Source organism: Agrobacterium sp. B1(2019), assembly GCF_008274755.1.
GTDB lineage: Bacteria > Pseudomonadota > Alphaproteobacteria > Rhizobiales > Rhizobiaceae > Agrobacterium > Agrobacterium salinitolerans.
Map to the genome: position 1 here is coordinate 509,144 of NZ_VTPB01000003.1, position 25,094 is coordinate 534,237.

The 25,094-nt window shown below is 59.6% G+C and carries 22 protein-coding genes and 3 pseudogenes; 17 read left to right on the forward strand and 8 right to left on the reverse strand.

The window, feature by feature from the left end:
• The first annotated feature begins 6 nt into the window (after positions 1–6).
• The 4 genes from AGR1_RS22655 to AGR1_RS22670 all read left to right on the forward strand — a co-directional run bounded on the left by AGR1_RS22655 (position 7) and on the right by AGR1_RS22670 (position 3,851).
• On the forward strand, positions 7–819 hold the full coding sequence (locus AGR1_RS22655) for a MoxR family ATPase (RefSeq protein WP_149148308.1): 813 nt from the start codon (positions 7–9) through the stop codon (positions 817–819).
• A 72-nt stretch (positions 820–891) separates the two neighbouring features.
• Positions 892–2,790 (forward strand): nitric oxide reductase activation protein NorD, encoded by a 1,899-nt coding sequence (locus tag AGR1_RS22660; protein ID WP_149148309.1) that lies wholly within the window; start codon positions 892–894, stop codon positions 2,788–2,790.
• Positions 2,791–2,933: 143 nt separating this feature from the next.
• Positions 2,934–3,239 (forward strand): DUF2249 domain-containing protein, encoded by a 306-nt coding sequence (locus AGR1_RS22665; RefSeq protein WP_035257647.1) that lies wholly within the window; start codon positions 2,934–2,936, stop codon positions 3,237–3,239.
• Between the two features lie 78 nt (positions 3,240–3,317).
• Entirely contained in the window at positions 3,318–3,851 is a 534-nt protein-coding gene (locus AGR1_RS22670; RefSeq protein WP_149148311.1) for a DUF2249 domain-containing protein, read from the forward strand.
• Positions 3,852–3,935: 84 nt separating this feature from the next.
• Here the strand turns inward: AGR1_RS22670 and AGR1_RS22675 are convergent, their stop codons facing one another.
• On the reverse strand, positions 3,936–5,168 hold the full coding sequence (locus AGR1_RS22675; protein WP_149148312.1) for an NnrS family protein: 1,233 nt from the start codon (positions 5,166–5,168) through the stop codon (positions 3,936–3,938).
• Positions 5,169–5,404: 236 nt separating this feature from the next.
• Between AGR1_RS22675 and nirK the strand changes: the two genes are divergently transcribed.
• The 3 genes from nirK (at position 5,405) to AGR1_RS22690 (ending at position 8,422) form a co-directional block, all read left to right on the forward strand.
• A complete protein-coding gene (gene nirK, locus AGR1_RS22680; protein WP_149148313.1) occupies positions 5,405–6,547 on the forward strand; it encodes a copper-containing nitrite reductase in 1,143 nt (380 codons plus the stop codon).
• Between the two features lie 106 nt (positions 6,548–6,653).
• Entirely contained in the window at positions 6,654–7,571 is a 918-nt protein-coding gene (locus AGR1_RS22685; protein WP_149148314.1) for a formylglycine-generating enzyme family protein, read from the forward strand.
• A 149-nt stretch (positions 7,572–7,720) separates the two neighbouring features.
• On the forward strand, positions 7,721–8,422 hold the full coding sequence (locus AGR1_RS22690; RefSeq protein WP_137411888.1) for a Crp/Fnr family transcriptional regulator: 702 nt from the start codon (positions 7,721–7,723) through the stop codon (positions 8,420–8,422).
• A 91-nt stretch (positions 8,423–8,513) separates the two neighbouring features.
• Here the strand turns inward: AGR1_RS22690 and AGR1_RS29945 are convergent.
• Both AGR1_RS29945 and AGR1_RS22700 read right to left on the reverse strand, forming a co-directional pair.
• Positions 8,514–8,594 (reverse strand): annotated as a pseudogene (locus AGR1_RS29945) (cytochrome c family protein); the annotation flags it as partial.
• Between the two features lie 37 nt (positions 8,595–8,631).
• Positions 8,632–9,771, reverse strand: a pseudogene (locus AGR1_RS22700) (IS3 family transposase).
• Between the two features lie 49 nt (positions 9,772–9,820).
• Here AGR1_RS22700 and AGR1_RS22705 point away from each other — a divergent pair.
• Positions 9,821–10,324, forward strand: a pseudogene (locus AGR1_RS22705) (hypothetical protein); the annotation flags it as partial.
• A gap of 15 nt (positions 10,325–10,339) precedes the next feature.
• Here AGR1_RS22705 and AGR1_RS22710 read toward each other — a convergent pair.
• A complete protein-coding gene (locus tag AGR1_RS22710; RefSeq protein WP_149148315.1) occupies positions 10,340–11,368 on the reverse strand; it encodes a LacI family DNA-binding transcriptional regulator in 1,029 nt (342 codons plus the stop codon).
• A gap of 140 nt (positions 11,369–11,508) precedes the next feature.
• On the opposite strand from AGR1_RS22710, the gene AGR1_RS22715 reads away from it, so the two are divergent.
• The 8 genes from AGR1_RS22715 (at position 11,509) to AGR1_RS22750 (ending at position 19,028) form a co-directional block, all read left to right on the forward strand.
• Entirely contained in the window at positions 11,509–12,543 is a 1,035-nt protein-coding gene (locus AGR1_RS22715; RefSeq protein WP_137411887.1) for a Gfo/Idh/MocA family oxidoreductase, read from the forward strand.
• A gap of 12 nt (positions 12,544–12,555) precedes the next feature.
• Positions 12,556–13,458: a sugar phosphate isomerase/epimerase gene (locus AGR1_RS22720; protein ID WP_137411886.1), complete on the forward strand. Its 903-nt coding sequence runs from the start codon at positions 12,556–12,558 to the stop codon at positions 13,456–13,458.
• A 62-nt stretch (positions 13,459–13,520) separates the two neighbouring features.
• The gene (locus tag AGR1_RS22725; protein ID WP_077984120.1) at positions 13,521–14,753 is read left to right on the forward strand and encodes a sugar ABC transporter substrate-binding protein; all 1,233 of its coding nucleotides are present in this window, start codon (positions 13,521–13,523) and stop codon (positions 14,751–14,753) included.
• 111 nt (positions 14,754–14,864) lie between these two features.
• Complete coding sequence (locus AGR1_RS22730; RefSeq protein ID WP_137411885.1) at positions 14,865–15,767, forward strand: sugar ABC transporter permease; 903 nt, start codon at positions 14,865–14,867, stop codon at positions 15,765–15,767.
• Positions 15,764–16,591: a carbohydrate ABC transporter permease gene (locus AGR1_RS22735; RefSeq protein WP_077984122.1), complete on the forward strand. Its 828-nt coding sequence runs from the start codon at positions 15,764–15,766 to the stop codon at positions 16,589–16,591. The genes AGR1_RS22730 and AGR1_RS22735 overlap by 4 nt, the downstream gene beginning before the upstream one ends.
• Positions 16,588–17,673 (forward strand): ABC transporter ATP-binding protein, encoded by a 1,086-nt coding sequence (locus tag AGR1_RS22740; RefSeq protein ID WP_137411884.1) that lies wholly within the window; start codon positions 16,588–16,590, stop codon positions 17,671–17,673. The genes AGR1_RS22735 and AGR1_RS22740 overlap by 4 nt, the downstream gene beginning before the upstream one ends.
• Positions 17,674–17,727: 54 nt before the next feature.
• A complete protein-coding gene (locus tag AGR1_RS22745; protein WP_137411883.1) occupies positions 17,728–17,949 on the forward strand; it encodes a hypothetical protein in 222 nt (73 codons plus the stop codon).
• A 92-nt stretch (positions 17,950–18,041) separates the two neighbouring features.
• A complete protein-coding gene (locus tag AGR1_RS22750) occupies positions 18,042–19,028 on the forward strand; it encodes a LacI family DNA-binding transcriptional regulator (RefSeq protein WP_149148316.1) in 987 nt (328 codons plus the stop codon).
• 32 nt (positions 19,029–19,060) lie between these two features.
• Here AGR1_RS22750 and AGR1_RS22755 read toward each other — a convergent pair whose 3' ends face one another.
• Positions 19,061–20,746 (reverse strand): metallophosphoesterase, encoded by a 1,686-nt coding sequence (locus tag AGR1_RS22755; RefSeq protein WP_137411881.1) that lies wholly within the window; start codon positions 20,744–20,746, stop codon positions 19,061–19,063.
• 155 nt (positions 20,747–20,901) lie between these two features.
• Positions 20,902–21,741, reverse strand: coding sequence for an inositol monophosphatase (locus AGR1_RS22760; RefSeq protein ID WP_149148317.1), 840 nt, complete (start codon positions 21,739–21,741; stop codon positions 20,902–20,904).
• 341 nt (positions 21,742–22,082) lie between these two features.
• On the opposite strand from AGR1_RS22760, the gene AGR1_RS22765 reads away from it, so the two are divergent.
• A complete protein-coding gene (locus AGR1_RS22765) occupies positions 22,083–24,056 on the forward strand; it encodes a bifunctional diguanylate cyclase/phosphodiesterase (protein WP_187772263.1) in 1,974 nt (657 codons plus the stop codon).
• A 157-nt stretch (positions 24,057–24,213) separates the two neighbouring features.
• Here the strand turns inward: AGR1_RS22765 and AGR1_RS22770 are convergent, their stop codons facing one another.
• Positions 24,214–24,651, reverse strand: coding sequence for a hypothetical protein (locus AGR1_RS22770; protein WP_149148318.1), 438 nt, complete (start codon positions 24,649–24,651; stop codon positions 24,214–24,216).
• A complete protein-coding gene (locus tag AGR1_RS22775) occupies positions 24,644–25,093 on the reverse strand; it encodes a hypothetical protein (RefSeq protein WP_202048339.1) in 450 nt (149 codons plus the stop codon). Before AGR1_RS22775 ends, AGR1_RS22770 begins: the two co-directional genes overlap by 8 nt.
• Between the last annotated feature and the right edge of the window lies 1 nt (position 25,094).

A 25,094-nucleotide genomic window follows, 5' to 3' on the forward strand; every position in this document is an offset into this window, starting at 1 on the left:
ATGACCATGAATACGATTTTCCGCCCCGCGCCGCAGCCTTTGCCGGACGCGCCGTTCTACACCCCGATTGGCAATGAATGCACGCTGTTCGAAAGCGCCTGGGTGCGGCAATTGCCGCTGCTGCTGAAAGGTCCGACAGGTTGCGGCAAGACCCGTTTCGTCAGCCATATGGCAGCGAAACTCGGCCTGCCGCTTTCCACCGTTTCATGCCACGACGATCTAGCTGCCGCCGATCTGACCGGCCGTTACCTGCTGAAAGGCGGCGAAACCGTGTGGATGGACGGCCCGCTGACGCGATCCGTGCGCCAGGGCGGCATATGTTACCTCGACGAGATCGTCGAGGCGCGCAAGGATGTGGCTGTCGTGCTGCATCCGCTCACCGACGACCGCCGTATCCTGCCGCTGGAGCGCACCGGCGAGGTTCTGGAAGCGCCCTCCGGCTTCATGCTCGTCGTGTCCTATAATCCCGGCTATCAGAACCTTTTAAAGAGCCTGAAACCCAGCACCCGCCAGCGCTTCGTCGCCATTGAATTCGATTTTCTGCCGAAGGAGCAGGAGATTGCCGTCGTTTCGCATGAAAGCGGGCTGGATGCCCGCGATGTCGAGCCGCTCGTCGATCTCGCCCACCGGCTGCGCGGCCTGAAAGGCCACGATCTGGAAGAAGGCGTCTCCACCCGCCTGCTCGTTTATTGCGCCAGCCTCATCGATACCGGCCTTCCCGCCCGTCAGGCCGTGCGCGCGGCGATGATCGAACCGCTGACCGACGAGCCGGATGTGAAGGCCGCGCTGCATGAAGTCGCGGATGCGGTCATCCGATAAGGCACATTTATATCCATATCTGAATGCGCGGTATTACCCGCGCATTCCGGCTCGATGCCATGAGGATAAACCATGCTGGACTTTCTGGAACTGGAAGAAACCGTCGGCCGCGCCTGGCACAGGCTGATTGGCGAAACCGGCACATGGCTGCGCTTCCCGGATCATGCCGTGAAGCTGGAGGATATGCAGGCCGTGCTGGCCATATGTTTCCGCGGTTTTGGCGGTGAACATGCGGTGCAGATCGCCCCGGCCCGCGCCCGCACCTCCACACACCGGCTGAGGCTTCGCCAGCGCATGGGTCTCGGCGAAGAAAAGCTTGCCCAGCCCGGACGCGATCATGCCACGCTGATGCTGCCCCCGGTGCTCGATCTGTTTCCCGACCGGCGCCTCAACCGCGATCTTTATCTCTGGCTCGCCGCCACCATGGCGATGATGCCGCTTGAACCAGTCATGGCTGCCGATCCGCTGCGCAACGATCTCGCCCGGCTCGACCGCGCCGCAGAACTGGCAAAAGCCGTCATCCATGCCTTCCCCGGAATGAAGGCCCGTTATCGCCGGCTTTGCGCCGCCATGCTCGCGGTGCGGCAGAAGCGGCCGCTGCCGCAGGCGGAACAGCAGGTGGAACAACGGGTGCTTTCCATGCTCGCCGATACGGCAGGGATCGAGGGCCATGCGCCACCCGCCGGCTTTCCGGCCAAGGCGCCGCCGCGCTACCTGCCGATGCTGCCGGTGCCGCTATGGCCGGACACGCTGCTGCGCGAAACTTCCGAGGCGCGGCAGGGCGAAGACCAGCCGGCGGCGAGCGCAGCACCACAGGGGGCGGAAGCGGCCCGTCATATCGCCGTGCGTGAAAAGGCGGAGAACCGGCAGACGGAACGCAGCCCCTTCATCCTGAACCGTTTCGAAAAAATCCTCGCCATGGCGGAGATGGTCAATGTCGATCGTCCCGGCGACGACAGCGACGATGCCGACGGCAGCGCAGCCGACGAGCTGGATGACATGACGCTGGGTGAAAGAAAGGGACGGCCCTCCGCCCGCTTCCGCTTCGATCTGGACCTGCCGCCCGAAGCACTGAACCATACCGCGCTAACGGCGGAACTGACCTATCCCGAATGGGATTATCGCAGCAGCAGCTATCTCGCCGATCATTGCCGGGTCATCGCCGGTCCGGCGAAAGACGCGGAGACGGCACCGGAACCCGACCCGGACACTAAAAGCCTCATCCGCCGGGTCAGGCGGCAATTCGAGGTGCTGAGACCGCGCCACGAGATGCTGCGCGCCCAGCTTGACGGCAACGATCTCGATCTTGACGCCGTGGTGCGCGCCAGAAGTGATATCGCCGCCGGCGGACAGGGCAGCGACCGCATCCATATGGCCAGCCGCCCGCAGGCGCATGATCTCGCCGTAACGATCCTCGTCGATGTGTCCTTGTCGACCGATGCCTGGTTCGACAATCGCCGGGTTCTCGATGTGGAGAAGGAAGCGCTGCTGGTGCTTGCGCACGGGCTTTCCGCCTGTGGTGACAGTCACTCCATCCTGACCTTCACCTCCCGCCGCCGTTCCTGGGTGCGGGTGGAAACGGTGAAGGATTTCGAGGAGCCAATGGGCCACGCTGTCGAACGTCGCATTGCGGCGCTGAAACCCGGTTTTTATACCCGCATCGGCCCCGCCATCCGCCATGCCAGCGCCAAGCTGCATGACAGGCCGGAGCGCCGCAAGCTGCTTCTGATGCTGACGGACGGGAAACCGAACGATGTCGACCACTATGAGGGCCGCTTCGCCATCGAGGACAGCCGCCGCGCGGTCTCCGAGGCGCGGCGCTCGGGCGTCAGCGTCTTCGGCGTAACGGTCGACAGCAAGGCGCAATCCTATATTCCGGCCATGTTCGGCCAGAACGGTTATGCCATCATCAACAGGATCGCCAAGCTGCCATCGGCGCTGCCGGCAATCTATCGCAGCCTTGCCGGCTGATTGTCGCGCAGACGGACCTGACGAATCTCAGGTTTGTTTGCGCGGCGACAATGTCTCCCAACGGCACGGCGGATAGGTTTTTCCAGTCCGCCGGCCGGCCGCACCGCCGGGCATCATTCCATCCGCGGCCGTGGAGCCAGCCTATGTCCGAAGCCCAAACCGCAACCAATATCGATGTGCGCATCATTCCGCATCGCGAACGTCATCCGCGCATTTTCGGTGCGCTCGGCGCGTTGACCGAGGGTCAATCGCTGCAGATCACCAGCGATCACGATCCCCGTCCGCTGCTTTACCAGCTCGCCACAAATTTCCCCGGCCAGTTCGGCTGGGAATATCTCGAACAGGGTCCGGAAGTCTGGCGCCTCGATATCGGCCGGCTTGAAGAACAGGCCGAAGGTTCCGAGGATGATATGTCCGGCTGCGAATGCTGCTGCGGATCCGAACATTGACCCCTGCCCCGGCGATGTGGTGAAAAGACCTCTGGCGGACGGCCCTTGCCGCCGCCAGCCGACAGATGAGGTGATGCAATGACGGAAAGAATCAGGGAACTCGATGTCCGGCCGCTTTTGCTGAGCGGCGGCGAGCCCTTTCCGGCAATCATGGAAGCCGTGGCCGGACTTGCGCCGGGTGAGGCGCTGCGATTATACGCCACCTTCCGGCCCGTTCCGCTGTTCAAGGTGATGGCAGAGCGCGGTTTCGACCATCAGGTGAGGGAAATCGGCGGCGGTGACTGGGAAGTGCTGTTTACGCCGCAATCCACTGAAGCGGAGCAGATTTCTGTTTCACCGGCGATTGCGGGCAATGCCGAGGAGCCGCAGATATGGCCAGACCCGGTCATCTATCTCGATCTCAGCGACGAAACGGCCGAAGGTCAGGCAAACCGCACGCTTGCCGCACTTGACCGTCTTCCACCTGGCGCCGTGATCTTCGTGCTGATACCGCAGGAGCCGACTTTCCTTTACCCGGACCTTCTGGCCCGGGGCCATCAATGGGCCGGCAATTTCGACGAGGCGCGCACGGCTTTTCGCATCTTCATCCGCGCTGGCGCCGGCGCGCATTAAGCCGGATACAAAATCCCTCGATAACGAAACGCCCCGGAAATTGCTTCCGGGGCGGTTCGTTTTGGCGGTTTAGCAACGACTCGACTACGCTTTCAGCGGTTTGCGCTCACGCGTCAGGATCGGCCCATATTCAACGCAGAAGAGACCGAAACCCACGATCCAGAAGAGCGCCGAGCAAGCATAGAGATGCATCATCGCGCCGGGGAAGAACTCGGCTGCCGGTCTCAGCAGTGCGCAGGCGATCAGCGCCACGTAAGCGGCGATGGTGACCCTGCTGGCCGCGAGCTTGCGCCCGGTATGGCCAAGGCTCGCTCTCGTCATGACAGCAAGCATCATGCAGCCGATAACGCCTACGGTGAGTATGTGCAGGACCGAGCGCGTATCCATCACGTCAAGCGCCGCCAGCGCTATGGTGATGAAACCGGCGGGAATGAAGGCATAGGCGACATGCAGCACCACCAGCACCTGCTCCGGCCAGGTCGTCCAGCCGCGCCAGCGGATAAGACGCGCGGCGTGCATGAAAGCCGCCAGAAGCGCCGTTGGCACGGCCACGATGCTCTCGGGCTCTATTGTCCAGACGGCCAGCGCCGCGATTCCGGTGAGGATGGCTGCGGTGTCGAAACCGTTATAGGGCACGGGGAAATCCGTGCGGCCGAAACGGTTCAGCCAGTTGCGGGTAAAACTCGGCACGATGCGGCCGCCGACGATGATGACGAGCACGGTATAGGCAGAGACCGCAAGGCGGGTCGCGATCTGGCTCAGGTCGCCTTCGATCGCCGCCACATGGAACACGATGTTGGCGACGGAAAGCGCCAGCAGCCCGCCCAGCACCTTCAGATCTTTCCATTTGCGCCCGGCAATGACCTCGCGCGCGCAGATCGCCAGAAGCGCCGGCAGGAAAAGCCCGTCCACGGCTGCGGCGGTGACCACGCCCACCGTCTCCGACACAAGCAGGAAAAGCCGGCCGGCACACCAGAGCGCAAACAGCCACACCAAAGGTTTGCCCGACACCGGCAGTCGTCCCGTCCAGTTCGGCACCGCCGTCAAAAGAAAACCGGCCAGCACCGCCGAAGCGAAACCGAACAGCATCTCATGGGCATGCCAGTTCGGTGCGCCGTAATCCCCGCCAAGGTCGATGAAGCCGGAAAGGGCTGCGATCCACAACACCATCGCCACGATGGCCCAGAGGGCGCCACCGAGGAAAAACGGCCGGAAGCCGTAAGAAAAGATAACCGGGCCGGTGCGCGCCAGCCCTCTTGGAATGCCGCCCTTTGGCCGGCTGCGCCCTTGGGTGAGAACGGTTTCGCTGCCACTCATTATAATACTCCTTGCTTGGTCTTGACATATGTCTAGACCCAAGCCCGTCCGGCTTCTTTGCGAACAGGCAAAGAGGCGGCGCGACGCTTCCACGCCGGCCTTCAGCCGCCTGCCAAAATGTCGCAGGGCGCCGAAAGCGAAGTTTGCTCCATCTCAAATTGTATTTCCGCCCCTCCGCTACAAATGCTGTGACAGAGCGAAACATGCTCTGCCCCAAGAGGGATAGGAGAAGAATGATGACGGAAACCTTCCACATCACACGGCGTAATATTCTCGCAGGCGCAGCATTTGCAGGGGCTATAGCTCCCGTCATCATGCCCTCGGCAGCGAGCGCGGCAGAGGAAAAGAAGGCCACAGCCAAGCCATTGACGAGCGCGGAGATTGCAGCGCTGCCTCGCGTAAAAGTTGATCTCGTCAAACCGCCCTTCGTGCACGCCCACACGCAGAAAGCCGAAGGTGGACCGAAGATCGTCGAGTTCACGCTCACGATCAAAGAGCAGAAGATGATCCTCGACGACAAGGGCACCGAGGTCCACGCCATGACCTTCAACGGTTCGGTTCCCGGGCCTCTGATGGTGGTGCATCAGGACGACTATGTCGAACTGACCCTCATCAACCCTGATACCAATGAGCTGCAGCACAATATCGACTTCCACTCGGCCACCGGCGCGCTCGGCGGCGGCGGGCTCACCATCGTCAACCCCGGTGAAAAGGCGATCCTGCGCTTCAAGGCCACCAAGGCTGGCGTCTTTGTCTATCACTGCGCACCTCCCGGCATGGTGCCCTGGCACGTCACCTCGGGCATGAATGGCGCGATCATGGTATTGCCGCGAGAGGGCCTGACGGACGGCCACGGCAAGAAACTTGTTTATGACAAGGTCTATTATGTCGGCGAGCAGGACTTCTACATCCCGCGCGACGAGAACGGCAATTTCAAGAAATATGAAAGCGCCGGCGACGCCATGGCCGACACGCTGGAGGTGATGCGCAAGCTGACGCCGAGCCACATCGTCTTCAACGGCGCAGTCGGCGCCCTGACCGGGGAACACGCCCTTCAGGCCGCCGTTGGCGAGAAGGTGCTGATCGTCCATTCGCAGGCGAACCGTGATACCCGCCCGCACCTCATTGGTGGCCACGGCGATTATGTCTGGGCGACGGGCAAGTTCCGCAACCCACCGGATCTTGACCAGGAAACCTGGTTCATCCCCGGCGGCACAGCGGGCGCGGCCTTCTATACCTTTGAGCAGCCCGGCATCTACGCCTATGTCAACCACAACCTTATCGAAGCCTTCGAACTGGGCGCGGCCGCCCACTTCAAGGTGACGGGTGAGTGGAACAACAACCTGATGCAGGCGGTGCTTGCCCCATCGAGCATCTGACGCAAACCGGAGCGCGCCGCCAGCAGGTGCGGCGCGCTCCCCCTTCTGCTATGCGGCCTGAAAGCAGGCCCGAACTCTGGCGTCTTCTCGACGCAGGCAGGTTCCCATGGGCATTCCCGGCAACAGCCATTTCCCAAATGCCGTCTCGCTTCTTCTCCCGCTCTCGCTTGCCACACTGCTGGCAACGGCCATCGGTTTCCAGTCCGGGATCATCCGCAGCGGCGCTGATGACCGCGCCGCCATGACGGCGCCACAGGTCGTTACAGTGCCCGCCGGACATTTCACCTACCGGGTGGAGGGCGAATATTTCCGCAATGGTTATGCTGTCGATGGGCCGATGGTTGACGTAACGATGCGGCAAAATCTGACGATCATGAAATATCAGGTATCGAGCGCGGATTATGCGCGCTGCGTCGCAGACGGCGGCTGTCAACAGCCGGAACCCGGCTTTGCCGCTCCGGTCGGCGGCGCGATACCGGCAACCGGCATCAGCCAGGACGACGCCCGCGCCTATGCAAAGTGGCTGAGCGAGCGGACAGGCGAGGTCTGGCGCCTGCCGAGTGACGCTGAACTGGCCTTCGCCGCCGGGTCGCTTTTCCCAGATGAGACGCTCGGCGTGGCTGCGGACAGTGAAAACCCCGCTTTGCGCTGGCTGGCGGATTACGAGCGACAGACCAGCCGCAAGGCCTCGGGCAACCCCGTTCCGCAATCCTATGGCAGCTTCGGCGAAAACGAATATGGCCTTGCCGATTTCGGCGGCAATGTCTGGGAATGGACCTCGAGTTGCAGCCACCGCGTGACGCTCGGCAAGGATGGTGAGGCGATCGATAGCGTCGCTTCCTGCGGCATTCCGGTCGCTTCGGGAAAACACCGGGCGGCGATGAGCGCCTTCGTCAAAAACCCGAAAAGCGGCGGCTGCGCCGTTGGCGTACCGCCTGATAATCTCGGGTTCAGGCTCGTAAGAGACACACGCTGGTACGCGCCGCTTCTCGAAAAGCTTCGTGCCACTGCCCTGTTTTCTTGACAATCATCAATTAAAACAAGTGCTTGATTCATATCATTTGATCTTCTGCCGCCGGTGATAGTGCTGTATGCTGACAATACAGAAAAGGCCGGTCCCCGATTGCCAATGCATTCACCTGCGGGATCGTCCGATCACCGGAGAGGGTGCAAGTGAAGATTGACCGAAGCGTCATCCGGTCGCTGGCCTTGTTTGCCAAGATGGCCGACGATGAGCTGGACGGCCTGCTGACCCACGCCACGTCCCGGCTGGTGCCGCCGGGTGAAGCCATTTTCGAGCAGGGCCAGTCGGCAACGCATTTCTTCCTGCTCATACACGGCCGCCTGAAGGTGACGCAGGTGACGCATGACGGCCAGCAGATCATCGTGCGCGTGGTGCATCCCGGTGATCTCTTCGGTTTCGCAAGAGCACTGCAACGGTCCGATTATCCCGGCACCGCCACGACGGCTGCCGAAAGCGTCATCCTGTCATGGCAGACGGACCTCTGGCCGCAATTCGTCGAACAGAACCCACATCTTGCCGTCTCCACCATGCAGACGATCGGCCAGCGGCTCGAGGAAGCCCATACGCGCATCCGCGAAATGTCGACGCAGGAAGTGGAGCGCCGGGTGGCCCATGCCGTGCTGCGCCTTTCGCAGCAGGCAGGCCGCAAGGAGGAAGACGGCATCCGTATCGACTTCCCGATCTCGCGGCAGGATATCGCCGAGATGACCGGCACCACACTGCACACCGTTTCCCGCATCCTCAGCAGTTGGGAGAGTAAGGGGCTGGTGCAGGGCGGGCGGCAGAAGCTTCTGGTCTGCAATCTGCCGGGCCTCGCCCAGTTGGCGGAAGGCGAAGTGAGGCAAGTGTAGCGCGCAGGCGCCTGACCTTCGCCAGGAGCTTTGCTTCCACCACGTAGCCGCACTGTTTTCACTCAGCCGGCTTCGAAGCGACGCTTTCGACTTAGGCGATGAGATTGTCCAGATTTTCCGGCTTGCTGGTACCAGCCAGCGCCATCTTGTTGCCGGGTATTTTCTTTTTGGGAAATGGCCTGCCCCCACGAGGTGATCCGTTTGGAATGTTAGTGCATGCTCAGCCTGCTAGCCACTGTTGGTGTTGACGCCGGTCCATTTTGGCGAGACCAGACCGTTGCTTCGGGTTCCGGTGGCTTATAGCCCAGCGATGATTGTAGCCTCACGGTATTATAATGCTGTCTCCAGTTTCCGATGATGATTTTCGCCTCCTTGAGCGTGTAGAAGATTTCGCCGTTGAGCAGTTCATCACGGAGCTTCGAGTTAAGCTCTCACAGTAGCCGTTTTCCCACGGGCTACCTGGCATGATGTAGGCGGTCTTGGCACCCACCGCGCTATCCACTCCCGTAGCGCCCCTTGGCGATGAACTCCGGGCGTTGTCGGAACGAATATGGGTGGGAACGCCGTGTAGGATGAAGAGGTCGGAAAGCACGTCGATGACATCGATTGCCTTCAGCTTTCTCCCGACCCTGATGGCGATAAATTCTCGCGTGAACTCGTCGATCACGTTGAGCATGCGGATTTTCCTGCCGTTGTGCGTGCGATCCTCGACGAAGTCGTAGGACCAGACATGGTTGGGATATTCCGGCCGAAGCCGGATGCACGAACTGTCGTTCAACCACAGTCGCCCGCGTTTCGGTTGCTTGTGACGCACTCTCCCGTCGCCAGATGCGCTCGACGTTCACGATCCAGCCCGCCTGGTGCAGCATCGCCGTGATGCCGCGATAGCCATAGCGACCATACTGGAGGGCGAGCGCCGTGATGTCCGTAGTCAACGCCGCTTCATCATCCTGAGTCTTTGCGATCTTGCGCAGCGTGGAACGATGCTGACCCAAGACCCGGCACGCCCGTCTCTCGGACACCTCAGTTCATTGATCACATGGTTCACGCAAACGCGGTGACGGGCGTGCTCAGAAGTTTCCCTTGGCGGCCTCCACTAAAACCATCTTGTCCAAGGTGAGGTCGGAAACGGCGCGCCGGAGCCGGGCATTCTCCGCTTCCAGCTCCTTCAGGCGCTTTACCTGGTCGCCCTTCAAGCCGCCGTATTCGGAACGCCACCGGTGATATGTAACTTCTGTCACCCCTATCGACCGGATCGCCTCCGCCATCGATTTTCCCTGCGTATTCAGCACGTCAACCCGACGAAGCTTCGTGACGATCTCTTCTACCTTGTGTCTTTTCGCTACCATTTCGATGGCCTTTTGAGGCTCATAAGCCATACTTCATGAAGGCAGTCCAGATGCCGAAACACCTGTGGAGACATCCGCAAACGCCCTCAGATTCGTACAGCACATGCTCGATCACGGCGCTGTCGCCGTGAAGGGTGAAAGTGCGGGCGTCGCCCATGGCGCAAGGCGCTGGAAGCAGCTCTACGAGCAGTCGCGTGGCAAAGCGGCCGCCGATGACGGGATGGTGCTTGCCAAAACCTGTCGTCTGGCTTTCGCACGCCGCCCCATAGGAGACGATGCCGAAGGCATGACGAGCGTTAGGTTTCACCTGATCGGCTTGCCCGATGTGCAGGTGCGCTTCACCAAAAAAGATGGGGATCAGCCGTCCACCAACGCCGAACAGCTGAAGATAGCCGCCTTGATAGACGATATCGCCGAGCAAATGGCGCGTGAAGACGTTGAAGCCACCTTGAAGGGCCGTGGCGCCTCCCTCTCCGACGACACACAGTGTGAGGAAGACGAATATAAATTCAATCCTTTCGGCGTCGTGAGCGTTAACGACCTGAGACTTTAACGCCCCCCTGCTGTCTTATGGGGCGGGATCGCTCTCGCCGGCCACCAGAAGCATGGGCCAAACGCAATGGCGGGCCTGATCGGGATAAAACGGCGCGTAGGCCGGCATGGTCGATAACAGTGTCTGAGCCACCGTCACGCCGAGATCATGCAGGGACATGCGGAAACTGGTCAGCCGTGGTTCCAGAAACTGGCCGCGCGGGCCATCGCGGAAGCCGATGACGGCGAGATCGCGCCCCGGTTTCAGGCCCACTTCCGCAAGCCGGCGATAAAGACCGACCGCCATCAGTTCGTAGATCAGCACGATCGCCGTTGGCCGGGGCCGCATCTGCAGCCATTCGCTGGCGGCGTGATAACCGCCCTGCTCGCTGGATTTCGCGCGGATGACCAGTGAGGAATCGTAAGCCATGCCATTGTCTTCCAGCGCGCGCCTGTATCCTTCCAGAAAAACATAACCGAGATTGATGTCGCTGTCGGGCACCGCCACCGCAATCGAACGATGCCCGGCAGCGGCAAGGCGGTCGACCGCGTTTTTCGCAACGCCCTCGAAATCGAGGTCGATCCAGGCGTGGGTGTCGCTGGAAGCGGTCCGACCGAGCGCCACGAAAGGCAGGCGGGTCTGCTTCAGGAAATCCACACGTTTGTCTATCCGCCGCGTCGCGGAAATGATCATCGCATCCACCATGCGGCGCGCCACCATGCGCTTTAGATATTCATCCGGATCCTCTTCCCCCGGGCAGGGCAGAACGATGAGATCGAGATTATGCTCGGAAAACACGCTTTGCAGACCGTCCGTCACGCCCAGGAAGAAGTTGTCGGAGTTCTCCACGGTCTGCGCGTCGCTGCCGGTCATGAGGCCGATGACATTGGTGGTTCCCTGCCTGAGGCTGCGGCCGGACTGGTTGGCGACATAACCCAGCTTTTCCGCCGCTTCGAGAACACGCCGCCGCGTTTCTTCGTTCACATCCGGCTTACCGTTCAGGGCACGGGAAACAGTGCCTATCGATATCTCCAGATAATCGGCAAGCTGACGAATTCCTTTCATTCATTCCCCTCCCAGGCCCGGCGCGCAGTCAACGCGTCCCTTAACGGTCTTGACATATCTAACACCATTGGCATAGTCTCGTAAACGTTTACGACGCTCTGCGCAAAGAGGAGTTTGCAAAAGAGCCCCGGGGAGATGAGATGACATTTAATGCCGTTTTATGCGGATGCGGAGCAATGGCCAAAGGCTGGTTACGCGCCATTCAATCCACGCCGGAAATCGCCGGCGCGATCAGGATCGCCGGTCTGGTCGACCTGAACGAGAACACAGCCCGCGCACTTGCCGAAGAATTCGCCCTCACGGATGCGGTCATCGGCACCGATCTTCGCCACGTTCTGGCTGAAACAAAAGCCGACATCCTTTTTGATATCGTCATCCCGCAGGCACGCTTTGCCGTGGTTGAAGCCGGTCTCGAGGCGGGGTGCCATGTGCTGAGCGAAAAGCCGCTTGCCGCCTCGATGGAGGAAGCCGCCACGCTGGTGGAACTGGCAAAAAATGCCGGCAGAATTCATGCCGTGGTGCAAAACCGGCGGTTTATTGCGGGTATCCGCCGGCTGCGCCGCGCGCTTGAAGACGGTATCATCGGTGACCTGACGGCCATCCATTGCGATTTTTTCCTTGGGCCCCATTTCGGCGGCTTCCGTGAAGAAATGAAGAACGTCCTGCTTCTCGACATGGCGATCCACACCTTCGATGCGGCCCGTTTCGTCGCCAATGAAAAACCCCTCTCCGTCTTTTGCGTGGAAAAGAACCCGGCCGGCTCATGGTATGCCCATGGGGCGAGCGCCAATGCCATTTTCGAGTTCTCAAATGATGTCGTCTTTACCTATCGTGGTTCCTGGTGCGCCGAAGGCGAGCGGACCAGCTGGGAAGCGCGCTGGCGGCTGATCGGCTCGAAGGGCATGATCCTCTGGGACGGTGAAGACAATTTCTCCGCCTCCGTGGCCGGTGACGAGCAGGGACTTTTGCGTGGATTTAAAACCGTAAACGTTTCCGATGCCGTTTCCGAGAAGGATACGCGTGGCCATGCCAGCGTCATTCTCTCGTTCCTTCATTCCATCCGCACGGGTGAGATGCCGGAAACAGCCTCCTTCGACAACATCAACAGCCTTGCCATGGTGATCGGCGCGATTGAAAGCGCCCGCCTCGGCCAGCGTGTTTCCATTGCAGCATAAGGACTGAAAGACGTGAGCAATCCGGCAACATCCATCCGCATCGGCACCATGGTCAGCGCCACCAAGGGACAGGCGGCCGAACGCATCGGCCAGATCGCCGATCTCGGCTTTGAAAGCTTCGAGCCGTTCTTCTGGCAGACCACCAACGGTCAGGACCTTGCCGAACTCGGCAAGCGCTGCCTTGATGCGATTGGCGACCGCGACATCACCATCAGTACGCTCGGCATGTTCGGCAATCCGCTGGAGGAGACGGACATTGACCTTGAGACACTGCAAGGCTGGAAAGACTGCATCGACAATGCTCACCATTTCGGCGCGACCTGCGTTGCAGGTTTCACCGGCAGGCTTCGTGGCAGGCCGCTGCCGGAAAGCCTGCCGCGGTACAAAGAAATCTGGAGCGAGCTTGCCAAGCGCGCCGCCGACGAGGGCGTGAAGATCGCCTTTGAAAACTGTGCCATGGACGGCAACTGGCAGACCGGTGACTGGAACATCGCGCACAATCCCGATGCCTGGGAGATGATGTTCAACGAAACGCCGGATGACAATATCGGCATCGAATGGGAACCCTGCCACCAGATGGTCTATCTCATCGATCCGCTGCCGCAGATCCGCAAATGGGCGGACAAGATTTTCCACGTTCACGGCAAGGACGCGACCATCCGCTGGGATGTCATTCGCGAGCACGGCATTTTCGGCAAGGAAAAATTCGTCTTCATGCGCACGCCGGGTTTCGGCGACAGCAACTGGACGGACATTATTTCCGAACTACGCCTCGCCGGCTGGTCCGGCTCCATCGACATCGAAGGCTGGCATGACCCCGTCTATCGCGACGCGCTGGAAATGACGGGACAGGTGCATGGCCTGAATTATCTGAAAAAATGCCGCGGCGGCGATTTCGTCGTCGACCCCACATAACGGAAGCCTTTTGGGAGAAGGTTTTTGAAAATTGCAGAGACGATAACCAAGAGGAGGAGATTATGGGTATCGCAAAATGCATGATGGCCGGCGCATTTCTGCTGGCGGGCGTGTCCGCCGGCGCTATTGCGGCGCAGGCAGAAGATGTGACGTTGACGCTGTGGTCGCTGGATCGCGATATCCAGCCGGCACCGAACCTCATCAAGGAGTTCAACGCGCTCAATAACGGCATCAAGATCGAATACCGGCAATTGCAGTTCGATGATGTGGTGAGCGAATCCATGCGCGCCTATTCCACCGGCAACGCGCCCGACATCATCGCCATCGACAACCCCAACCACGCCATGTTCGCCGCACGCGGGGCCTTTCTCGACGTGACGGACATGATTGCGAAGTCGGATGTCATCAAGACGGAGAATTATTTTCCGGGACCGCTGAAATCGGTGATGTGGGACGGCAAATATTTCGGCGTGCCCAAGGCCACGAACACGATTGCGCTTTATTACAACAAGGACCTGTTCAAGGCCGCTGGGCTGGACGCGGCAAAACCGCCGCAGACCTGGGATGAGCTGGTGGATGCTGCCCGCAAGCTGACCGACCCCTCGAAGAACATCTATGGTATCAGCTTCAGCGCCAAGGCGAATGAGGAAGGCACCTTCCAGTTCCTGCCCTGGGCGCAGATGGCAGGCGCGACCTACAAGAACATCAATACCGAGGGCGCCGTCAAAGCGCTGGAAACGTGGAAGCTGATGCTGGATGAAAAGCTGGCATCGCCCGATACGCTGACGCGCAGCCAGTGGGACTCCACCGCCACCTTCAACGCCGGCAACGCCGCCATGGTCATTTCCGGCCCTTGGGAAATCGACCGCATGCTGAAGGACGCCAAGTTCGACTGGGGTGTCGCTTTGCTGCCGGTGCCCACGCCCGACGCTCCGCGGTCTTCGGCCATGGGCGACTATAACTGGGCGATCTTCTCCAAGACGAAACATCCGGAAGAAGCCTTCAAGGCAATCGAGTTCTTCGCCTCAAAGGACAAGGACATGTTCAAGAACTTCGGCCAGTTGCCGGCGCGCTCGGATATCCCCGTTCCGCCGACCGGCAATGCGTTGAAGGATGAGGCGCTGAAGACCTTTGTGGAACAGCTGAAATATGCGCAGCCGCGCGGCCCCTCGCCCGAATGGCCGAAGATTTCCAAGGCTATTCAGGATGCCATTCAGGGCGCGCTTTCGGGTCAGATGACGCCGAAAGCCGCGCTCGACCAGGCCGCTGAAAAGATAAAGCTGGTCGAAGGCTGATCCGGGCGGGCGGCCGGCTTTCTCCGGCCTCCACCCAAGGGGTTCCTCCCGGTGGGGCTGCCTGCCGCGACAAGCGGCGGCGGCCCCGACTGGAGCTTGCGAGGATGTTTCATGAAAAAACTGTTTTCCAGCGTCAGTGACGGTCGCGGTTTCGATATCGTCCTTGTCGCCTTTCCTTTGGGCTTCCTGTTCGTCATGGCGGGGCTGCCGCTCATCTACAACATCGTCATGAGCTTTCAGGAAGTCGACATGTTCAGCCTGGGCACCTTCGTGCGCCCCTTCGTCGGCTTCAAGAATTATATCGACCTGTTCCGGCAACCGGAAACATTGCCGATCCTTTTCAACACGGTCACCTTTGTCGTGGCCTCGATTGCCGGGCAATTCGCCATCGGCTTCGGTCTGGCGCTGTTCTTCTGGGTCAATTTTCCCGGCGCAACCTGGATGCGCGGCCTTTTTCTCGTGTCCTGGGTCATGCCCGGCCTCGTGGTGGGCGCGATCTGGAACTGGATCCTCTCGGGCGATTTCGGCGTGTTGAATTTCTTCCTACGGGAAAGCGGCCTGATATCGGGCAATATCTTCTGGCGCTCCGATGCGAATTTTTCGCTCTGGGCCGTCGTCATCGCCAATATCTGGCTCGGCACTTCCTTCAACATGATCCTGCTTTCCGTCGGCCTCGCCTCCATTCCCGGCGACCTGTACGAGGCCGCGGAACTGGACGGCGCGAACGCCTGGCAGCGCTTCTACACCATCACCCTGCCGATGATGCGCTCCACCATCGGCGCCATCGTCTCGCTCGGGCTGATTTTCACGCTGCAGCAATTCGATCTTTTCGCCGCCATTACCGATGGCGGACCGAATAACAGCTCCAACGTGGCGCAATATTGGGCCTGGGATCTGTCCTTCCGGCAATATGATTTCGGCAAGGGCGCCACGATCTCCGTCATCATGATCGTGTTCGTCATGCTGGCTTCCATCGTTTATGTGCGTTCCACTCGGCATGAGGTGCGCGGATGAGCATCACGACCCGCAACCGCCTGATGCTGGCCATCGCCATCGTACTCGCCATCATCTACCTCTTCCCGCTTTACTGGATGTATTTGACCTCGCTCAAGAGCGGCTCGGAAATGTTCGCCAATCCGCCCTCCTTCTGGCCCAGCGATCCGCAATGGCAGACCTATGCCTATGTCTGGAACAGCCGCAATATGGGGCGCTACCTGTGGAATTCGGTGCTGATCGCCTCCAGCGCGGTGCTGCTGATCACCATTCTCGGCGTCGGCTGTGCCTATGTCCTGGCGCGGTATCGCAATGTCTGGGTGGATATCGGCCTGTTCCTCATCCTTATGCTGCAGGTTCTGCCGGCATCTTTGATGATCACGCCGATCTTCGTCGGTTTCTCGCAATTTGGGCTTCTGGATTATCCGCGCTTGTCGGTCATCCTCGCCATTGCGGCGAAAAGCATGCCCTTCTTCGTGGTGCTTGTGCGCGCCACCTTCATGGCAGTGCCGCAGGAGCTGGAAGAGGCGGCACTTGTGGATGGCAATTCCCGGGTTGGCGCGTTTTTCAACATCGTACTGCCGCTTGCCAGAAACGGCATTCTCGTCAGCGCCATCCTCATCTTCATGCAGGCCTTCGGCGAGTTCGTCTACTCGAAATCGATGATACAGGCGGCCGATTTGCAGCCGGCGAGCGTCGGCCTCAATTCCTTCATGGGCCCCAACACCAGCGAATGGAACAACATCATGGCCTATGCGACCATGTATGTGACGCCCATTCTTGCCCTTTTCATTCTCTTGCAGCGCCGCATCGTATCCGGCCTGACCTCAGGAGCGCTCAAATGACTCTTCAGATAGAACTTTCCGGCGTCAACAAATATTACGGCGCCTTTCATGCGCTGAAGAACATCAACCTTTCCATCGAGAAGGGCACTTTCGTCGCGCTTGTCGGCCCGTCGGGCTGCGGCAAATCCACACTTCTGCGCTCGCTCGCCGGGCTGGAAACCATATCGGCCGGCGACATGCGCATTGCCGGCACGCTGATGAACGGTGTGCCGCCGCGCAAGCGCGATGTGGCCATGGTGTTCCAGTCCTATGCGCTCTACCCGCATATGACCGTGGAGGAGAACCTCACCTATTCGCTGCGGATGCGCGGCGTCGCCAAGGCCGAGGCCCGCAAGGCGGCGGAAGAAGTTGCCGCCACGACAGGACTTTCAAAGCTGATGAAGCGCTATCCGCGCGAACTCTCCGGCGGCCAGCGCCAGCGCGTGGCCATGAGCCGGGCGATCATCCGCAACCCGCAGGCCTTCCTGTTCGATGAGCCGCTTTCCAATCTCGATGCGGCGCTGCGCGTCCACATGCGCAAGGAAATCCGCGCGCTACACGATCGCCTGCATGCAACCTCAGTCTATGTCACCCATGACCAGATCGAAGCGATGACCATGGCCGACCATGTCGTCGTCATGCGCGATGGCGTGATCGAGCAGCAGGGTACGCCACTGGAACTATACGACCGCCCGGTCAATCGTTTCGTTGCGGGCTTCATCGGTTCGCCGGCCATGAATTTCATTCCGGCGACCGTCAGCCCGGATGGCGCGTCCCTTCAGCTCAGCTTCGGCGAAGGCGAGCCGCAGCAATCAATTGGGAATCCGGCCTCTCTGCCGCCCGGCAAAGATGTGATTGTCGGCATCAGGCCGGAACATATCCGGCCTGTCGCAGCAGCCGGAGCGACATTGGCGCTGCCGGTTTCCGCGGTGGAAACAACCGGTTCGGCGACCTTCCTCACGACGGGAACCTCCACCGAACTGGTCATCGCGGTGCAGGGACGCAGCGCAGTCAAGGCCGGTGAAACGATCGGCCTCGACATCGACCCGTCCGATATGCATTTGTTCGATGCGGAAACAGGCGTCGGCCTGCTGACCCGCTGAGCGGCGGTTTTGCCGGCTGTTTCCTCCGCCGGCAAACACGAAGCGTGGAGTCGAATGACCATAAACGGGAAAACAGCATTCCTTATCGGCGCGGCCATCCTCGCCGGTCTTGTCATCGTCCAGCTCAAGGATGTCCGCATTGCCATCGGGGAACGCGCCATGGGAGGTTATGACGGTTCGAGCAACCCGGAAGCGGCCTCCCGCGCCGAACGGGAAGCAAAACAGGCAGCCGCGCGTGCCGAGGCTGCGGCAAGCGCGCTGGAACCGCAAAACTGACCGCGACCACAGAAGCTGAAATATTTCGATTGGAATAGTCGCTGCAATCTGACCTGTGCTATCAGACATGTGGTTTGGCAACGGGGGATTGAATGGCGCGAGGGTTCGTGACAGCCGAAGAAGTGGCGAAAAAGGCGGGTGTCTCACGCTCCGCCGTTTCACGCACCTTCACTCCCGGCGGCAGCGTATCCAAGGCCGTCCGGCGCAAGGTACTGAAAGCGGCACAGGAACTCGGCTACCGCGTCAACCGGCTGGCGCAGGGCCTCAACAATGACCGTTCCAACCTCATCGGGGTCGTCGGCGCCAACCTCGGTTCTCCCTTCATTTCAAAGCAACTCGATCTCCTCAGCATCGGCCTTCTGCGTCGCGGCCTGCAATGCCTGCTTCTGAATGCCGCAGATGCGCGCAAGGACATTGCACCACTCATCGAGCGTGTCTTCGAATTCCGCGCGCAGGCTATCATCGTTCTTTCCGGTGAACCTCCGGCCTCTATTATCGACGAATGCATCGCCAACGGCGTGCGTCTCATCCTCATCAACCAGCATCTGGACCGCACCGATACGAATATGGTGCTGAGCGACGATTCCCACGGCGCCAACCTGGCCGCCATGCGGCTTGTGGCAGCCAGGTGCAGAAAGGTTGCGGTTGTCTCCAGCGGCAGCCGGACGCCCGCACAGTTGCGCCGCGTCAACGCTTTCACCGAGCGCATGACCATGGAGGGTATCCAGGTGGTTCCATGGTGCGGCGGTCCCACCTGCTATGACAGTGGCTATCAGGCCGGTCGAGAATTGCTCGCGGACAGGACCATCGATGGCGCCTTCTGTGTCACTGATCTGCTGGCACTTGGTTTCATGGACGCCGCCCGGCTGGAAATGGGCCGCCGGGTGCCGGAAGATATCTCGATTGTCGGTTTCGACGATATTCCGCAGGCCGGCTGGAAAAGCTACCAGCTGACGACTGTTGCCCAGTCTTTCGACGCATTGACAGAGAAGGTTTTGACCGCGCTCGATAGCGATGAGCCGGAAACCCGGCTTCAGGTCGTGCCCGTTTCCATGGTCGAGCGCATCACCGCGCGGTAGACCAAATGTCTTTCCGGTCAAAAATCTTCAGATCAAACCGCAACGCGTTCACGCTGCGGTACAAGCCCAAGCTTCAGATCGCGCGGACTGCCTTCGGCACGCTCGAGAAACAGGCCGAGGGCTCCGAAGAAGATTTCGAGAAAGCTTTCGACCGAACCATCGTGACGATCCGGCTCCCGGCCGAAGCGCTCCGCCAGCGTTCGGTAAAGGGAAAGCCGTTGCGGCGCGATGTGCGGCAGCGCCAGGCCTGCGCCCTGGCGCAGGCAATACCAGTCGGCAATCAGCTCGGACATCGGCAGGTCCAAGGACAGGACAGTAGCATCAGAAGAAAAAAGGCCTTTCCCTCTCAGCAGATCGAGAACCTCCCGAACGCTTTTATCGGCGATTGCCGTGACGACCTCGGACGGCCATTCCCTGGGGAAATAACGGTGCCTGATCAGCGCCCGCTTGTGGCCCAGCAGAAATTCACCGTAATTGCCGGCGGCAAAAGCCGGGTCGTTCGCCTCACCCGCCAGTTCTGTCTCCTGTGCATAACCATCGGAAATACGACCATTGACCGGCAGGGCAGCCATTTCCACCGTCTCGACAAGGATTTCCTGCCGCGACGGGTGGACGACCTTGAAGGCAGGCGGAAAGGCGACGAGCGACGGCACGGCGATATTGGTGAGCGAGTTTTCGCCTTCCCCGCGCCGGGTCACGCCTTCCACGTGCAGGTGCCCGCTGAAATGGACGGCAAGCCCGGCCTGTAACAGCGCATCCTCCACCGCCTTGCGCGGCGTGCGGCGCACGACATTGGTTTCACCGAACAGGGCGCCTTCCGCACCGCTTGCACCATCGAAAGGATCGAGCGCCGGATAGTGGGAAAAGCCGAGCAATGTCTTGCCGTGCAGCTCCGCCCTGCGGCGCACATCGGCGATCCAGTCGATGAGGAAGGGCTTGCAGCGCAAAAGCGCATTCCAGCCACCGGAGGTGCTGTCGATAAAAGCCGCCTCCTCGCCCGCTTCGAACGCACCATCGAGCGGCTCGAAAATATTGGCGTCGATCATCAGCAGCCACAGGCCCGGTTCCGGTTCGACCAGATAGGAGGCATCCATCAGGCGGTAGACATTGCACCCATCAGGTGAGCGCACCACGTACAACCGGTCCTCCGGCGCATCGGAAACACCGAAAGGGGTTTCCCAATGCAGATAATCCGGCTGGCGGAAATAACCGAAAGCCGCCATCGGGCCAAGGCCTGCAGGATAGCCTTCGCAATACATCCCGTCGCTTACGACGACGCGCTCACCGGCCCGCCGCGCATCGCTTGAAACGGAAAGGCATTTGCCGTTCTCCGTCAGAAACTCCTTGGTGTGGTGCCGGCCGCGCGGTCCGAAAATGTCGTGGTTTCCGGGCAATGCGTAGAAGGCCGTGCCGTGGGCGTCGCTGTGGCGTTGCAGGATGTTCTTCAGCGTTTCAGTCGTCACCCGCTGGCCATCATCGGTATAGTCGCCAAGCAGCACCACATGGCGAATGCCGCGCTGCCGCACCTCCTCCAGCGCCGCATGCAATGCATCGGCGCTTTCATTGAAAACCCGGGTGGATTCACGCGTATCCGACCAGCTGCGCATGGTGATGCGCTGACCATCGATTTCGATGCCGGGAAATCCGAAATCGGCTGCCGTGTCATGGAAATGCGCGTCAGCGATGACGGCAACGGAGGGAAGCGTGCGTGTCAGCATGGTTGAGCGGTCTTTCTGCCCTCGACCATCTGCCCTCGACCCTGTCGATCCAGTCGGAAGCACGGCAGGGGCCGGGCATAAACGGGTCCATCCATCTCATTCCTCCACATGCATGAAGCACGAGGCCCGCTCTGCAAAAGGGCCTCCGCCTTAAATCACGCCGATGCCGCCCGCGGACGATCCGACAGCTGCCGGGCGGCCAGCGCTACATTCGATGCCTGGCTGACGCCTTTGGCAACACCGGCGGCTGCGGCCAGCACCGGCCCGCCTTCCCTGAGACTGCCGATCTCCAGAAAAGGGCACACATCGCCGCCAGCTTCGCTGACGAGTAGCAGCCCCGCAAGACAATCCCATGAATTCATGTGCAATTCGAGATAGCCATCGGAACGGCCATCAGCCACATAGGCAAGCGCCAGCGCACCGGAGCCGGCGCGGCGGACATTGGCGCCCATATCGAGCAGATTCCCAACGACATCGAGATAGGTCGCATTCGCGATACGGGTGGACCACCCCATCTCGATGGAAGCAGCATCGAAGCGCTCCGTTTCCGCAGTCTGGATCGGTTGCCCGTTGCGCGTCGCTCCCTCGCCGCGGCGGGCGAAATAAAGCTCGCCAAGGGCGGGATTACAGATCGCCCCGATTTCGGCCTGCCCGTTTTCGACATAGGCGACGGAGATGCAGAAATGCGGAATGCCACGGGCAAAATTGGCGGTGCCGTCGATGGGATCCACGACCCAGACGCGGTCACCGATCTCGCCGCCGCCCTCTTCCCCGAAAAAACTGTCTTCCGGGAAAGCGGCCGCGATCGCGCCGCGAATATGCGCTTCGGAGGCAGCATCCGTCACTGTCAGAAAATCCTGCGGCCCCTTCATCGAAAAGCTGCGCGTCGCCTCGCCCTGAAAACCTTTCAGCACCAGCTCCCCGGCGGAAAGAATAACGCTGCGGCACAATTCGGCACGCGCTGCCAATGTATCGGGATAGTGGATCGAATCCATGCGCAAGAACCATTTCTCAAAGTTTGAACACGCGTTCATATTGCACGCGCGTTCAAACTTTTCAAGGGGCGTTGAAAAGGTGCTGATGAACATTGGGAGTGGGCGGGCCGCCCATGCCAAATGAACAGCTTCGCAGAAACAGGCAGTTTGAAGCAAAGGACTTATTTCCAATCAAAAATCCCCCACCCGGAAACATAAAATACTGAAAACAGTGGAATGTTGCGAAGCGAAGCGCCTGCATCTTGCGGTTGATACAATTGTCTGTCGGTTAACCCTGTGTATTTCCGATGGCGTAACAGGAATTATGTTACAAATGTCGTTCTGTACTTGAAGAGCCATGAATGAAAATACTGACCACCACGCAAAAACTGCATGATTTCATGTCCGTCCGGTCCGACAATCCTGATCTGCTGAAAGCACAGTATCGCGCTTTCAGCCGACAGATGCCGATGATGTATTTCATCCTGCTTTCAAGCACATGGGCGCTTGCAGTAACGCATATGCAATTGGCGCCGCTTTGGCTCACCGTTGGAGTTCCCACCCTGTTCACGCTCGGCTGCACGCTCAGGATCGCCTTCTGGTGGAGGACGCGCGGCATGGATCCCGAACCGCGGGTGGCGCATGCAGCCCTTCGGCGCACGAACCGCCTCGCTGCCGGCATCGCCATGGCATTTACGCTATGGTCTTTCCTTCTGGTGCCCTATGGGGATGCCTATATGCAATCACACGTCGCCTTCTATATGGCGATTACTGTCATTTCCTGCATTTTCTGTCTGATGTATGTGCGCTCGGCCGCCTTCACGGTGACGCTCATCGTCAATGGCGCCTTCATCGCCTTCTTTCTGGCCTCGCAGCAACCGACATTCGTTGCCATTGCCATCAACGTGCTGCTGGTCTGCATCGGCATGATGTCCATTCTGCTGACCAACTACCGCAATTTCGAGCGCATGGTCATTTCACAACAGCGCACGGAAGCGCTCAGCAACGAAAACCTGCTGCTTGCCAATATCGACAGCCTGACGGAACTGCCCAACCGCCGTGCCTTTTTCGCCCACCTTGAAGCCGAGCTCGAAAAAGCCAGGGCCAACGGAACCCGGCTGGCGCTGGGTGTCATCGATCTGGACGGATTCAAGCCGGTCAACGATCTTTACGGACACTCCGTAGGAGACAGGCTGCTGGTCAATGTCAGCAAACGCCTCACCGCCAATCTGAAAGCCAGCAGGGCCTTTCGGCTCGGCGGGGACGAATTCGCCATCGTCGCCCCGATCATACCCGATGACGCGCAACTCGTCACAAATGCCAATGCGATCTCCGAGCAGTTGAGGGCGCCTTACCATTTGCCGGAGGGCACCGTGCATGTTTCCGCATCCATGGGAATTGCCGTGTTTCCGCACCTCGCCTCAACGCTTGAACAGCTATTCGACAGGGCGGATTATGCCCTTTACCACGCCAAGAAAACCCGGCGAGGCGATGCCGTTCTGTTCGATGCGGAGCACGAAAAGCAGATCAATATCGAAGCCCGCGTCGAGCACCTGCTCAAGCAACGGGATATGGAAAGCGAGCTTTCGGTCGTGTTTCAGCCGATCGTCGATATACGCGACGGAAGAACGGCAGGGTTTGAAGCGCTGGCGCGCTGGCACAGCCCGGTTCTCGGGCATGTGCCGCCTTGCCAGTTTTTCCCCATCGCGGAACGGGCCGGCATCGTCGGTTCGCTGACACGACCGCTTCTCAAGATGGCGCTCGCCTCCGCCGCCACATGGGAACCCTCCCTGCGCCTGTCGTTCAACCTTTCGGCCCAGGACCTCAATTCCCATGAGGGCGTACTTTCCCTTCTCGGCATTATCGAAAACAGCAACTTCGATGCATGCCGGCTGGACCTTGAAATTACCGAGACGGCTTTTGCCCATGATTTCGAACAGGTGAGGCAATCGGTCGAAATGCTGCGCCGCCTCGGCTGCGGCATATCGCTGGACGATTTCGGCACCGGCTATTCCAGCCTGACGCGACTGCATGCATTGCCGCTGACCAAGATCAAGATCGACCGCAGCTTCGTCACGGACCTGCACGAAAAACCGGCCAGCTACAAAATCGTGAAATCCCTTCTCACCCTCAGCCGCGACATGGAACTGGAATGCGTGGTGGAAGGGGTGGAAACACCAGCCGAGCTCACCGCACTCGAAGGCCTCGGCGCCACGCTGGTGCAGGGCTACATCTATGCGCCGCCGCTTCGGGAAGAGGATGTCGGTGCGTTTCTTTCGGGCCAGGCGACTAGAAGCGGAACTTCCGCTGGCAAACGCAGAAACAGGCTCCGCTAAATCAAACCGGCGAAGCCATTTCACGGTCTCTTCCAAACCGCCACATGGCTCCGGTCAAGACTATGAGAGATGACCGAAATCACAATGTTCATAGTCAAAGACATGCAACCGATCGTCCCGGGCAAAAACTACGAACAAAACGAGAATTAACACGGATTTATATTAGCTTCTCTTTTTTCAAGAGCGATAAATATTTAGGGTCCGCATCCGCAAATAGATCGTAGCCTTCCAGCATGTATGCGCGCAAAAGATGTTCTTTCGCCGCAAAAGTATCGCCTAGCTCGAAAAAGGAAACTCCGAGTCCGAATTGGACAAATGCATTGGAGAAGCCGTTCCCACTATTTTCCGCCTCCCGAAAGGCACGACAAGCGTTTTCCCAGTCACCAACCTGTAGGAATGCATCACCAATAGAAGCGTTCAACCATACCGATGCATCCCATATCCGCTTCGGAGTTGGCAAAAGAGCGAGAGCTTGCCGCCACGAAGTTATCGCTTCCACCGGCAAACCGCGCTCATCGAACTCGTCACCTATGGATGAGAGGCGAATTACTTCACGGTAGATATCGTCGGGGAGTTCCTGCTCGTTATTATTCACGGCCTTCTTTCCGTTTGAGGTAGAAATCCAGGTACTGTTTTTGATCCCCTGCGAATCCTTTCTGCCCATATATTTCGAATATTCTACCAAATACGTAGTACGCTCGCTCTCTATCGCCGAGTTTGTACATTGCTTCCCCTTCCGTCATAAGAACAAGGTGGTCCTCATGATTTGGATCGTCATACATTTTCGCCATGACTTCGATCCATTTGGAGGCGTTGTCCTTATCTCCCAGATCGACATAGTCTTGGACAAAGCCTGCTGATAGGCTCTGCGGGTAATAGTCCCATTTTTCTTTAGGTTCAGGTATCAACGCCCAAGCCTGGAGCCCCAGTTCGACAGATCCCGCCAAATCTCCGGCCTGAAATTTCTGACCAGATAAATCCAGCAATTTGTCAATCTGTGCCTTCAGGCTTGCTTCTATTTCAGGCTTTCTAGTCATT